The organism is Streptomyces sp. NPDC048650, assembly GCF_043199095.1.
GTDB lineage: Bacteria > Actinomycetota > Actinomycetes > Streptomycetales > Streptomycetaceae > Streptomyces.
In genome coordinates this window covers 183135-196172 of record NZ_JBICVM010000008.1, presented here as the reverse complement: position 1 = coordinate 196172, position 13038 = coordinate 183135, and the positions used below count along the sequence as shown (strand labels likewise).

The following is a 13038-nucleotide window of genomic DNA, read 5'->3' as shown; positions in this document are numbered from 1 at the left end:
GCGGCGGCGCCTCCGGCGCACCCGAGCCCCTGAGTCGCGCGGGACATTTCCGGCGGAACGGCCCCCATCCGGCGTATGCCGATGGGGGCCGGCCCGTGTCCGCCCGTACCGCCGTTCGGGTGCGGCACTCAGGTGAGATACATCGCAAGGCCCGGCCGTCGGCACGGCCGACGGAACATTAGACTCATCTGATCAGCAAGCACGATCCACGGCATACAGGCAGCAGGCAGCACGCAGCAAGGAGGCAGGGGTGGCGTTGCTTTCCCGTATCAGGGGACCGCGCGATCTGGACCGGCTGGAGCCGGAGCAGCTTGAGCAGCTGGCGGGGGAGATCCGAACCTTCCTCGTCGACGCGGTCTCCAAGACCGGCGGGCACCTCGGCCCGAACCTCGGCGTGGTCGAGCTGACCATCGCCCTGCACCGCGTGTTCCACTCCCCGCAGGACAAGGTCCTCTTCGACACGGGGCACCAGTCCTACGTCCACAAGCTGCTCACCGGCCGCCAGGACTTCGCGGGACTGCGCAGCAAGGGCGGCCTGTCCGGCTACCCCTCGCGGGCCGAGTCCCCGCACGACGTCATCGAGAACAGCCATGCCTCCACGGTGCTGGGCTGGGCCGACGGCCTCGCCAAGGCCAACGAGGTGCGCGGCAGGGACGACCACGTCGTCGCCGTCATCGGCGACGGGGCGCTCACCGGCGGGATGGCCTGGGAGGCGCTCAACAACATCGCCGCCGCCAAGGACCGCCCGCTCGTCATCGTCGTCAACGACAACGAGCGCTCCTACGCCCCGACCATCGGCGGCCTCGCCAATCACCTCGCCACGCTCCGCACCACGGACGGCTACGAGCGCTTCCTGGCCCGCGGCAAGGACCTCCTGGAGCGCACGCCCGTCGTCGGCAAGCCGCTCTACGAGACCCTGCACGGCGCCAAGAAGGGCCTGAAGGACTTCATCGCGCCGCAGGGCATGTTCGAGGACCTGGGCCTGAAGTACGTCGGCCCGATCGACGGCCACGACCTGGAGGCCCTGGAGTCCGCGCTGGTCCGTGCCAAGCGGTTCGGCGGCCCGGTCATCGTCCACTGCCTCACCGAGAAGGGCCGCGGCTACAAGCCCGCCGAGCAGGACGAGGCCGACCGCTTCCACGGCATCGGCCCGATCCACCCGGACACCGGCCTGCCGGTCAAGACCGCGGCCGCCAGCTGGACCTCGGTCTTCGGCGACGAGATGGTCAAGCTCGGCAAGGAGCGCGACGACATCGTCGCGATCACCGCCGCGATGCTCCAGCCCGTCGGCCTCAAGAAGTTCGCGGAGGCGTTCCCGGAGCGCATCTACGACGTCGGCATCGCCGAGCAGCACGCCGCGACCTCGGCCGCGGGCCTGGCCACCGGCGGGGTGCACCCGGTCTTCGCCGTCTACGCGACGTTCCTCAACCGCGCCTTCGACCAGGTCCTGATGGATGTCGCGCTGCACAAGTGCGGGGTGACCTTCGTGCTGGACCGGGCCGGCGTCACCGGTGACGACGGCGCCTCGCACAACGGCATGTGGGACATGTCGATGCTCCAGGTCGTGCCCACACTGCGGCTCGCCGCCCCACGTGACGCGGAGCAGCTGCGTGCGCAGCTGCGCGAGGCCGTCGCGGTCGAGGACGCGCCGACGGTGCTGCGCTACTCCAAGGGCGTCGTCGGACCGGCCGTGCCCGCCGTCGGCACGGTGGGCGGCATGGACGTGCTGCGCGCGAGCAAGGCCGAAAAGCCCGACGTCCTGCTGGTCTCCGTGGGTGCGCTCGCGCCCATGTGCCTGGAGGTCGCCGACCTGCTCGACAAGCAGGGCATCTCCAGCACCGTCGTGGACCCGCGCTGGGTCAAGCCGGTCGACGAGGCGCTGCCGGGCCTCGCCGCCGGGCACCGCGTCGTGGTCACCGTCGAGGACAACAGCCGCTCCGGCGGCGTCGGTTCGGCCGTCGCGCAGGCGCTGCGGGACGCCGGTGTGGACCTCCCGCTGCGCGACTTCGGCATCCCCGAGCGGTTCCTCGACCATGCCTCGCGCAAGGAGGTCATGGCCGAGATCGGGCTCACCGCACCGGACATCGCCCGTCAGGTGACGGGTCTGGTCGCCCGGATCGACAACCGCGGCGGCGGCGAAGTCCGTCCGGTGGGGGCCGCGCACGACCGGCCCGCAGAGGTCGCCCGCGACTGATCCGGCACACGACGGCACGATGGGCCGGTCGGCCACCCGTACGGGTGTTCCGGCCGGTCCATCGGCATATCCGCAGCCGCACCTCATCGAGTGAATCGCCGCCGGGTGAAGGCTCGCCGACCCTGACTGTTCCCTCCCATTGCGGAGACTCGGTCAGTTCAGGAGAGTTGCGAGGGTCGTCCAGGCGGAGGTTCGCCCATGAGCACACAGCACGGCACAGGGAAAATTTCGCGCCGCGATCGCGGCATGTTCCGGACAAAGACTGTGGAGCAGTCGATCCAGGACACCGAGGAGCCGGAGCACTCGCTCAGGAAGTCCCTTTCAGCGCTTGATCTGACCGTCTTCGGTGTCGGTGTCGTCATCGGAACCGGCATCTTCGTGCTCACCGGCAAGATCGCCAAGGAACAGGCGGGCCCCGCCGTCGCGCTGTCCTTCGCCGTCGCGGGTGTGGTCTGCGCGCTGGCGGCGCTGTGCTATGCCGAATTCGCCTCCACCGTCCCCGTTGCCGGATCCGCCTACACCTTCTCCTACGCGTCCCTCGGTGAACTGCCCGCCTGGATCATCGGCTGGGACCTGATCCTCGAACTCGCCCTGGGATGTGCGGTGGTGGCCGTCGGCTGGTCCGGCTACATCCGCTCACTGCTCGACTCCGCCGGATGGCATCTGCCCCAGCAGCTGGCCGGCACCCACGAGGGGCACTTCGGCTTCGACCTTCTCGCCTGTTTCCTCGTGCTGGTCCTGACCGGCATCCTGGTCCTGGGCATGAAGCTGTCCTCACGGGTGACGGCGGTGATCGTCGGCATCAAGGTCACCGTCGTACTGCTGGTCATCGTCGCCGGCGCCTTCTTCATCAGCGGCGCCAACTACCACCCGTTCGTGCCCCCGAGCCGGCCCAGCGAGGGCGGCGGCGGGCTGACCGCGCCGCTGGCCCAGCTGATGTTCGGCTTCACCCCGGCGAACTTCGGCGTCCTGGGCATCTTCGCCGCCGCGGCCGTGGTCTTCTTCGCCTTCATCGGCTTCGACATCGTGGCCACCGCGGCCGAGGAGACCCGCAACCCCCAGCGCGACGTGCCGCGCGGCATCCTCGGTTCGCTCGCCATCTGCACGATCCTCTACGTTGCCGTCTCCATCGTCGTCACCGGCATGGAGAAGTACAGCAAGCTCTCCACCGATGCCCCGCTCGCCGATGCCTTCAAGGACCTCGGGCACCCCTTCTTCGCGAACATCATCAGCTTCGGCGCGGCCGTCGGCCTGACGTCGGTGTGCATGATCCTGCTGCTCGGCCAGAGCCGGGTGTTCTTCGCCATGAGCCGGGACGGCCTGATGCCGCGGGTCTTCTCACGGTCCCACCCGCGCTTCGGCACGCCGTACCGGGCGACGATCCTGCTGGGCGTCGTGGTGGCCGTCGCCTCCGGCTTCACCTCCATCGATGTCCTGGCCGAACTGGTCAACATCGGCACGCTGTTCGCGTTCGTGGTGGTCGCCGTCGGCGTCGTCATCCTGCGCCGCTCCCGCCCCGACCTCCCGCGCTCCTTCCGGACCCCGCTCGTCCCGCTGGTCCCGGTGCTGTCCGTGCTCGCCTCGGTGTGGCTGATGCTCAACCTGCCCGCCGAGACATGGGTCCGCTTCGCGATCTGGATGGTGATCGGCTTCGGCATCTACTTCGTGTACGGGCGCTCGCACAGCCGCCTCGGCAGCCGCCTCCGCACCCGCGCCAAGGAGGGCGAGGGCCCGGCAGCGCCCCGCACGTGACCCGCCCGTCCGATTCCCCCGGGCCCGTAACGGCATCCGCCGTACGGGCCCGTGTCACGCCGTGCCGCTCCCGCCGCGGACGGTCCGCGGCCCGGCGACCCGTGCGCCCAGCGCCTCGACCCGCGCGCGCAGACCACGGTCCGCGGTGATCACCAGGCAGTCCCGCCCCTGGCCCTCCGCGGCGACCAGTTCCACGATCCGGTCGTCCCCGCTGCCGTCCGCGGGCTCCACCCGCACGTCCTCGACGGACGTCACACCGCGCGCCGCGCCCTCGACGACCAGCACCAGTTCCAGGGGCGGTGCGGCCAGCCCCGGCAGCCCGCCGGCGGCGTAGGGCGGCAGCGTGTCGCGCAGCCGCTCCGCCGCCCCGTGCCGGTCCCGCCACCAGCCGTCCGGTACCGAGCCGACCACGTTCGCCGCATCGACGATGACCAAGCAGTCCATGGCGCCAGCCTGCCACGGCCCGGCATTGCCCGACCTGCCCGGGCACGGTCCCGGACACAGCGATGCGCGGGCCGCCCCACCGGGCCGGCCCGCGCATCTCGCCTCGTGAGGCCGCTTACGCGGGAACGCTCGCGACGCCCGGGGCGAGGAACTTCTTGCCCGTGACGCGCTCGGAGACGCCCGCCCGGTCCAGGTACGGCGTGATGCCGCCGAGGTGGAAGGGCCAGCCGGCACCGGTGATCAGGCACAGGTCGATGTCCTGGGCCTCGGCGACGACGCCCTCGTCGAGCATCAGGCCGATCTCCTGGGCGACCGCGTCCAGGACACGGTCACGGACCTGCTCCTCGGTCAGCACCGAGTCGCCCTGCTTGAGGAGCGCGGCGACCTCGGGGTCCAGCTCCGGCTTGCCGGAGTCGTAGACGTAGAAGCCGCGCTTGCCGGCCTCGACGACGGCCTTGAGGTTGGGGGAGACCGTGAAGCGGTCCGGGAAGGCGCCGTTGAGGGTCTCGGAGACGTGCAGACCGATCGCCGGGCCGACCAGCTCCAGCAGCACCAGCGGCGACATCGGCAGACCGAGCGGCTCGATGGCCTTCTCGGCGGTCTCGACCGGGGTGCCCTCGTCGATGACGTTCTGGATCTCGCCCATGAAGCGGGTGAGGATGCGGTTGACGACGAACGCCGGGGCGTCCTTCGTCAGCACGGCCGTCTTCTTCAGCGACTTGGCGACCGAGAAGGCGGTGGCCAGCGACGCGTCGTCGGTCTTCTCCGCCCGCACGATCTCCAGCAGCGGCAGGATCGCGACCGGGTTGAAGAAGTGGAAGCCCACGACCCGCTCGGGGTTCTTGAGCTTCGACGCCATCTCGGTGACCGAGAGGGAGGAGGTGTTCGTGGCGAGGATGGCGTGCTCCGGCACGACCGCCTCGACCTCGGCGAACACCTTCTGCTTGACGCCCATCTCCTCGAAGACGGCCTCGATGACGAAGTCCGCGTCACCGAAGGCGGTCGCCTTGTCGAGGTGACCGGAGACCAGGCCCTTGAGGCGGTTGGCCTTGTCCTGGTTCACCCGGCCCTTGAGCAGCAGCTTGTCGATCTCGCCGTGGACGTACTCCACGCCCTTGTCGATGCGGGCCTGGTCGATGTCCGTGAGGACGACCGGCACCTCCAGGCGGCGGGCGAACAGCAGCGCCAGCTGCGAGGCCATCAGACCGGCGCCGACGACGCCCACCTTGGTGACCGGGCGGGCCAGCTTCTTGTCCGGCGCGCCGGCCGGACGCTTGGCGCGCTTCTGCACCAGGTTGAACGCGTAGATGCCGCTGCGCAGTTCGCCGCCCATGATGAGGTCGGCCAGGGCCGCGTCCTCGGCGTCGAAGCCCTGCTGGCGGTCGCCGCTCTTGGCGGCGGCGATGATCTCCAGCGCACGGTAGGCGGCGGGGGCCGCGCCGTGCACCTTGCCGTCGGCGATGGCCTTGCCGCGCGCCACGGCCTCGTCCCAGGCGGCGCCGCGGTCGATCTCGGCCCGCACGACCTCGGTCTCGCCCTTCAGCACCGAGGCGGTCCAGATCAGCGACTGCTCGAGGAAGTCCGCGCCCTCGAAGATCGCGTCGGCGATCCCGAGCTCATGGACCTGCACGCCCTTGAGCTGCTTGTTCTGGTTGAGGGAGTTCTCGATGACGACCGAGACGGCACGGTCCGCGCCGATGAGGTTCGGCAGCAGGACGCAGCCGCCCCAGCCGGGCACCAGGCCGAGGAAGACCTCGGGCAGGGAGAAGGCGGGCAGCGCCTTGGAGACGGTGCGGTAGGTGCAGTGCAGACCGACCTCGACGCCGCCGCCCATCGCCGCGCCGTTGTAGTAGGCGAAGGTCGGCACGGCCAGGCCCGACAGCCGCTTGAAGACGTCGTGGCCGCCCTTGCCGATGGCCAGCGCGTCCTCGTGCCGGCCCAGGAGCTCGACGCCCTTGAGGTCGGCGCCGACCGCGAAGATGAACGGCTTGCCGGTGAGACCGATGCCGACGATCTTGCCGTCCGCGGCCTCCTTCTCGACCTGGTCGATGGCGGCGTTCAGGTTCGCCAGCGACTGGGGGCCGAAGGTGGTCGGCTTGGTGTGGTCCAGGCCGTTGTCCAGCGTGATGAGCGCGAACGTGCCCGCGCCCTGGGGGAGATCGAGGTGGCGTACGTGCGCCTGCGTCACGACCTCGTCGGGGAACAGCTCGGCCGCACCCTTCAACAGCTCAGCGGTGGTGGTCACTTGCCTGCTCCCTCGAAGTGCGGGTTCTCCCAGATCACGGTGCCGCCCATGCCGAATCCGACACACATGCTGGTGATGCCGTAACGGACCTGCGGCTGCTCCTCGAACTGCCGGGCCAGCTGGGTCATCAGCCGGACGCCGGAGGACGCGAGCGGGTGGCCGAAGGCGATCGCGCCGCCGTACTGGTTGACGCGCGGGTCGTCGTCGGCGATGCCGTAGTGGTCGAGCAGCGAGAGCACCTGGACGGCGAACGCCTCGTTGATCTCGAAGAGACCGATGTCATCGATCGTCAGACCGGCCTTGGCCAGCGCCTTCTCGGTCGCCGGGACCGGACCGATGCCCATCACCTCGGGCTCGACGCCGGCGAACGCGAAGTCCACCAGGCGCATCTTGACCGGCAGTTCCAGCTCGCGCGCCACGTCCTCGGCGGCGATCAGCGAAGCGGTCGCACCGTCGTTGAGACCGGCGGCGTTGCCCGCGGTCACCCGGCCGTGCGGACGGAACGGGGTCTTGAGGCCCGCGAGGTTCTCCAGGGTCGTCCCCGGGCGCATCGGCTCGTCGGCGGTGGCCAGGCCCCAGCCGGTCTCGCCCGCCTCGGCGTTGGTGCGGCGCACCGAGATCGGCACCAGGTCGGCCTGGATCTTGCCGTTGGCGTACGCCTTCGCGGCCTTCTCCTGGCTGCGCACGGCGTATTCGTCGGCGCGCTGCTTGGTGATGTGCGGCAGGCGGTCGTGGAGGTTCTCCGCCGTCATGCCCATGAACAGGGCGGACTGGTCGACCAGCTTCTCCGACACGAAGCGCGGGTTGGGGTCGACGCCCTCACCCATGGGGTGGCGGCCCATGTGCTCGACGCCACCGGCGAGGGCGATGTCGTACGCACCGAAGGCCACGCCGCCGGCCATGCTCGTCACGGCGGTCATCGCGCCGGCGCACATGCGGTCGATGGAGAAGCCGGGCACGGACTGCGGCAGGCCCGCCAGGATGCCGGCGGTACGACCCAGGGTCAGGCCCTGGTCGCCGATCTGGGTGGTGGCGGCGAGGGCGACCTCGTCGATCCGGGCCGGGTCCAGGTCCGGGTTGCGGCGCAGCAGCTCCCGGATGCACTTGACGACCAGGTCGTCGGCGCGGGTCTCGTGGTAGATGCCCTTCGGGCCCGCCTTGCCGAACGGGGTGCGGACGCCGTCGACGAAGACGACGTCCCTAGCGGTACGAGGCACGTTGGCTCTCCTCCAGGTGCGGGATGGCACTGCTGCGGGGCGCCCCGGGGGACGCTTCACACCCACATGCTACTTACGGGTAACCAAGCTGCACACCCCCACCGCCGGGAGCGGCGAACATCACACCCTCGGAGGCGTGGAATCGCGGTCCGACCGCGGGCGGCGGTGTCCGCCGCACCGCTCCGCCGAGGGGGCGGCACCCGGTGAGGCGTGGGTTTAAATTGCGCATAGCACACCTAAAGTACCTATATGGCGACTAAAAGGTATGGTTTCGTGACACAGGGTGGCGGGCGGGCAGGATGCCGGGCGATCGGCCTGGTGTGTGCCGTCGCCGCCACGGGTGCGCTGCTGGCGGGCTGCAGTGACGGCAACGGCAAGCAGTCCGGCGCGGCCCGGGCGGTCAAGGGCGCGTCCGCGTCCCCGAAGGACGAGGCGCCCGCGGCCGCGTCCCCGAGCGCGTCCCTCAACGAGGACCAGGCCCAGCGCAAGGACCTCTTCCCCAAGGCCAAGGTGAACTACGACCAGGCGCTGCGCGCCGCAGTGGCTGCCGTCCCCGGTACCAAGGCCGTCGGTGCCGACCTCGACGACGGCAACGGCAACGGGCCGGTCTGGGAGACCCGGGTCGCCACCGCCGGCGGCACGGTGAGCAACGTCCTGGTGGACGCGGTCTCCGGCAAGGCGGGCCGGCCGCACACCGATTCCGACGACGACCAGGACGACAAGAGCCGGCTGGCCGCCGCGCTCAAGAAGGCGACCGTCACACCGCAGCAGGCGGCCCAGACGGCCATGGCCAAGACGAAGGGCACCGTCGGCGCCATCGAGCTCGACGACCACGACGACGGTTCGCTGACGTGGTCCGTCGACGTGGTGAGCACCAGCGACTGGAACAAGACGACCTACGGCGTCGACGCCACCAACCGCAAGATCCTCTGGGATCACGTCGACACCGACTGAGCGTCCGGTGTGCCGGACCGGCCGGCCCCGGGGGGCCGGCCGGAAGGGTCACTCGCCGTTCGCCAGCAGTGCCTCGGTGAGGATCGGCGCCACCTGCTCGATCTGCCAGGCGCGCGCGCCGTGCCCGGCCAGCACCTCGGTGACCGACTCCTCGGTGGGCTCGGCCGGCGGCTCCCAGCACAGCCGGCGCACCGTGTCCGGGGTGATGAGGTTCTCCTGGGGGAGGTTGAGGCTCTCGGCGAGCGCCGTCACCGCGGTACGGGCGGCCGACAGCCGGGCCGCGGCCGCGGGGTCCTTGTCGGCCCACGAGCGGGGCGGCGGCGGGCCGTTGAGCGGCTGACCGGGCTGCGGCAGCTCGCTGTCCGGCAGCGCGCGGGCACGGTCCACGGCGGCCTGCCACTGCTCCAGCTGGCGCCGGCCCATCCGGTGGCCGAAGCCGGACAGCGCGGCGAGCGCCTGACTGTTCGGCGGAAGGTTCAGCGCCGCCTCCACGATCGCGCCGTCACCGAGCACCTTGCCCGGGGAGACGTCGCGCCGCTGGGCGACCTGGTCGCGGGCGGTCCACAGTTCGCGTACCACGGCCATCTGGCGGCGTCTGCGCACCTTGTGCATGCCGGATGTACGGCGCCAGGGGTCCTTGCGCGGCGGTGGCGGGGGCGCGGCGGCGATCGCCGTGAACTCCTGCCGGGCCCACTCCAGCTTCCCCTGCCGGGCCAGCTCCTCCTCCAGCGCGTCGCGCAGGTCCACCAGCAGCTCGACATCCAGCGCGGCGTAGCGCAGCCAGGGCTCGGGCAGTGGGCGGGTGGACCAGTCGACCGCGGAGTGTCCCTTCTCCAGGGCGAAGCCGAGGACGTTCTCGACCATCGCGCCGAGGCCGACCCGGGCGAAGCCGGCCAGCCGGCCGGCCAGCTCGGTGTCGAACAGTCGGGTGGGGACCATCCCTATGTCACGCAGACAGGGCAGGTCCTGGGTGGCGGCGTGCAGGACCCACTCGGTGTCGCCGATGGCCTCGCCCAGTGTCGTGAGGTCCGGGCAGCCGACCGGGTCGATCAGTACGCTGCCGGCGCCCTCACGGCGCAGCTGGACGAGGTAGGCACGCTGGCCGTAGCGATAGCCGGAGGCGCGCTCGGCGTCGACGGCGACCGGGCCGCGGCCCGCCGCGAAGGCCGCGACCACCTCGGCGAGCGCCGCGTCGGTCGCGGTCACCGGGGGGATGCCTTCGCGGGGCTCCAGGAGCGGGACCGGCGCCGGTCGGGGGTCCGGAGGCGAGTCTCCGGAGGCTCGCAGTGTCGTGTCTGCTGCGGTCTTTTGGGCGTCGGTCACCAGTCAAGGGTATCTGTGTATGCACGTCGCCCGTCGAGGGAACGTTCCCTCGACGGGCGGGACGGGTCGGACGGAGGGGTCAGTGGATGATGCCGGTGCGCAGCGCCACCGCCACCATCCCGGCGCGGTCACCGGTACCGAGCTTGCGTGCGATGCGGGCGAGGTGGCTCTTGACGGTCAGTGCCGACAGTCCCATCGAGACGCCGATGGCCTTGTTGGACTGGCCCTCCGCAACCAGCCGCAGGACCTCGACCTCCCGGCCGGACAGCTCGCGGTAGCCACCGGGGTGCCCGGGGGCACCCGGCGGCCGGCGCTGCATGCGGGCGGCGTTGGCACCGATCGGCGCGGCGCCCGGGCGTCCGGGCAGGCCGAGGTTGGTACGGGTGCCGGTGACGACGTAGCCCTTGACGCCGCCGGCCAGAGCGTTGCGGACCGCGCCGATGTCGTCGGCGGCGGACAGTGCGAGGCCGTTGGGCCAGCCTGCGGCCCGGGTCTCGGACAGCAGCGTGAGCCCGGAGCCGTCGGGAAGGTGCACGTCGGCGACGCAGATGTCGCGCGGGTTGCCGACGCGAGGGCGCGCCTCCGCGATGGACGACGCCTCGATGACGTCCCGTACACCGAGCGCCCACAGATGGCGGGTGACGGTGGAGCGGACGCGAGGGTCGGCCACGACGACCATGGCCGTCGGCTTGTTCGGCCGGTAGGCGACCAGGCTCGAAGGTTGCTCGAGGAGAACAGACACCGGGCCTCCTGGGGGGAGTGGCGGGGACGGAGCCGGCTGAGGGAAGCCGGGATGATCCGTGTTTGAAGGGTCACTGACCTCTTCGGCAGCAATCCGGCAGGACTTTAGACTTTGATCACGATTTAGTTAGGGGCAATTCGGGCAAATCGGATGCCTGAGCGATCAAGGGTGAACATCGAGTGAGCAGTGAATGCGCACGCGCCTTCACCCGGGCACGCCAAGCCGTCGATCATGCTCGAACATGATCGACGCGGTGGGGCGGAAAGTGCTCTCGGTGGAGCGGGGACGGCTCTCTCAGCGGGGCTGCGGACCGCGGCGCTGGGGCAGCGCCACCACCCCGCCGCGCGGGGCCGGGTCGAGCGTGTCCGGCGGCAGGCCCGCGATCTGGCACAGCAGATCGCACCAGGCCGCCAGGTGCGCCGCCATGTCCGGCACGCCGCCCGGGCCCTCGGCCGGGGTCCAGGACGCCCGGATCTCGATCTGCGTCGAGGGCTCCCGCGAGGCCAGCCCGCCGAAATAGTGCGAGCCGGCCCGGGTCACCGTGCCACTCGGCTCGCCGTAGGCCACCTCGCGCGCCTCCAGCGCACCGGTGAGCCACGACCAGGACACCTCGGGCAGCAGCGGATCGGCGCCCATCTCCGGCTCCAGTTCCGCCCGCGTCAGCGTCACCACGCGGAAGGTGCCCTGCCAGGTGTCCTCCCCGGCCGGGTTGTACAGCAGCACCAGCCGTCCGTCCGCCAGATCCGTGTCCACGCCGTCCGGGCCCGCGCCCGGTTCGACGACCGCGGCCTCCAGGGCGTACGCGAACGGGGCGAGCCGCTTGGGCGCCGGGGTCGGGTCGATCTCGATCTCCGGCCGCAGCCGTGCCGCGCGGAGCGCCTCGACCGCCTGACGGAAGGGGATCGGGGTCTCGTCCGCGCTGTCCGCGAGGTGTTCTTGAGCCGCAGCCATGCCCGGAAGATTAGGCGGAAGGAGGCCCTCATCCGGGGAGGACACCCGGTGCGCGCGTCGCCCATTCGGAGGTGTGCCCGCGCGCGCCGGTCATCGGGGACCACCTGCCGAAAACACCGGGTGGGTCCGCATGCGAAGATTTGGGGCGTGAGTGCCAACCAGGGCCCCGCGGGCCAGCAGCAGACCGGTACGTACGACTCGGCCTTCCTCAGGGCGTGCAGGCGCGAACCGGTGCCGCACACGCCCGTGTGGTTCATGCGTCAGGCCGGCCGCTCGCTGCCCGAGTACCGCAAGGTCCGCGAGGGCATCGCGATGCTCGACTCCTGCATGCGGCCCGAGCTCGTCACCGAGATCACGCTCCAGCCCGTCCGCCGCCACGGCGTCGACGCCGCCATCTACTTCAGCGACATCGTCGTCCCCCTCAAGGCCATCGGCATCGACCTCGACATCAAGCCGGGCGTCGGCCCGGTCGTCGAGAACCCGATCCGTACCCGCGCCGACCTCGCGCGGCTGCGTGCCCTGGAGCCCGGCGACGTCCCGTACGTGACCGAGGCCATCGGCATGCTGGTGCGCGAGCTGGGCGGCACTCCCCTCATCGGCTTCGCGGGCGCGCCCTTCACGCTCGCCAGCTATCTGGTCGAGGGCGGCCCGTCCCGCAACCACGAGCACACCAAGGCCATGATGTACGGCGACCCGCAGCTGTGGGCCGACCTCGTGGACCGCCTCGCCGACATCACCGCCGCCTTCCTCCGGGTGCAGATCGAGGCCGGGGCGAGCGCCGTCCAGCTCTTCGACTCCTGGGTCGGGGCGCTCTCGCCCGCCGACTACCGCCGCGCCGTGATGCCCGCCTCCGCCAAGGTCTTCCGGGCCGTCGAGGGCTACGGCGTCCCGCGCATCCACTTCGGCGTCGGCACCGGTGAACTCCTCGGCCTGATGGGCGAGGCGGGCGCGGACGTCGTCGGCGTCGACTGGCGGGTCCCGCTGGACGAGGCGGCCCGCCGGGTCGGCCCCGGCAGGGCGCTCCAGGGCAACATCGACCCGGCCGTGCTCTTCGCCCCCCGGGAGGCCGTCGAGACCAAGGCCCGCGAGGTCCTGGACGCGGCCGCCGGTCTGGAGGGCCACATCTTCAACCTCGGCCACGGCGTCCTGCCGGACACCGACCCGGAGTCGCTGACCCGCCTCGTCGAGTACGTGCACGAACAGACCGCGCGCTGAG

The 13038-nt window shown here is 71.3% G+C and carries 10 protein-coding genes; 4 read left to right on the top strand and 6 right to left on the bottom strand.

The annotated features are described in order from the left end of the window. Positions 1-250 precede the first annotated feature (250 nt). Both dxs and ACGFML_RS23705 read left to right on the top strand, forming a co-directional pair. Entirely contained in the window at positions 251-2194 is a 1944-nt protein-coding gene (gene dxs, locus ACGFML_RS23710) for a 1-deoxy-D-xylulose-5-phosphate synthase (protein WP_393546720.1), read from the top strand. A gap of 246 nt (positions 2195-2440) precedes the next feature. Beyond that, positions 2441-3946 carry an amino acid permease gene (locus ACGFML_RS23705; protein WP_393546718.1) on the top strand — a complete coding sequence of 502 codons (1506 nt, stop codon included), beginning with the start codon at positions 2441-2443 and terminating at the stop codon, positions 3944-3946. A gap of 54 nt (positions 3947-4000) precedes the next feature. Here ACGFML_RS23705 and ACGFML_RS23700 read toward each other — a convergent pair whose 3' ends face one another. From ACGFML_RS23700 to ACGFML_RS23690, 3 genes are all read right to left on the bottom strand, one after another. Further along, positions 4001-4390: an NTP pyrophosphohydrolase gene (locus ACGFML_RS23700; RefSeq protein ID WP_393546716.1), complete on the bottom strand. Its 390-nt coding sequence runs from the start codon at positions 4388-4390 to the stop codon at positions 4001-4003. 115 nt (positions 4391-4505) lie between these two features. After that, the gene (locus ACGFML_RS23695) at positions 4506-6635 is read right to left on the bottom strand and encodes a 3-hydroxyacyl-CoA dehydrogenase NAD-binding domain-containing protein (RefSeq protein ID WP_393546714.1); all 2130 of its coding nucleotides are present in this window, start codon (positions 6633-6635) and stop codon (positions 4506-4508) included. Next, positions 6632-7852 (bottom strand): thiolase family protein, encoded by a 1221-nt coding sequence (locus tag ACGFML_RS23690; RefSeq protein WP_393546712.1) that lies wholly within the window; start codon positions 7850-7852, stop codon positions 6632-6634. The genes ACGFML_RS23695 and ACGFML_RS23690 overlap by 4 nt, the downstream gene beginning before the upstream one ends. 273 nt (positions 7853-8125) lie before the next feature. Here ACGFML_RS23690 and ACGFML_RS23685 point away from each other — a divergent pair, with 273 nt between their 5' ends. Then, positions 8126-8806, top strand: coding sequence for a PepSY domain-containing protein (locus ACGFML_RS23685; RefSeq protein WP_393546710.1), 681 nt, complete (start codon positions 8126-8128; stop codon positions 8804-8806). A 48-nt stretch (positions 8807-8854) separates the two neighbouring features. Here ACGFML_RS23685 and ACGFML_RS23680 read toward each other — a convergent pair whose 3' ends face one another. The 3 genes from ACGFML_RS23680 to ACGFML_RS23670 all read right to left on the bottom strand — a co-directional run bounded on the left by ACGFML_RS23680 (position 8855) and on the right by ACGFML_RS23670 (position 11822). Continuing rightward, complete coding sequence (locus ACGFML_RS23680; protein WP_393546708.1) at positions 8855-10129, bottom strand: HRDC domain-containing protein; 1275 nt, start codon at positions 10127-10129, stop codon at positions 8855-8857. A gap of 79 nt (positions 10130-10208) precedes the next feature. After that, on the bottom strand, positions 10209-10871 hold the full coding sequence (locus ACGFML_RS23675) for a response regulator transcription factor (protein ID WP_016573641.1): 663 nt from the start codon (positions 10869-10871) through the stop codon (positions 10209-10211). 294 nt (positions 10872-11165) lie between these two features. Further along, complete coding sequence (locus tag ACGFML_RS23670; protein WP_393546706.1) at positions 11166-11822, bottom strand: DUF3000 domain-containing protein; 657 nt, start codon at positions 11820-11822, stop codon at positions 11166-11168. Positions 11823-11969: 147 nt separating this feature from the next. Here ACGFML_RS23670 and hemE point away from each other — a divergent pair, with 147 nt between their 5' ends. Further along, a complete protein-coding gene (gene hemE, locus ACGFML_RS23665) occupies positions 11970-13037 on the top strand; it encodes a uroporphyrinogen decarboxylase (RefSeq protein WP_393546704.1) in 1068 nt (355 codons plus the stop codon). Position 13038 lies beyond the last annotated feature (1 nt).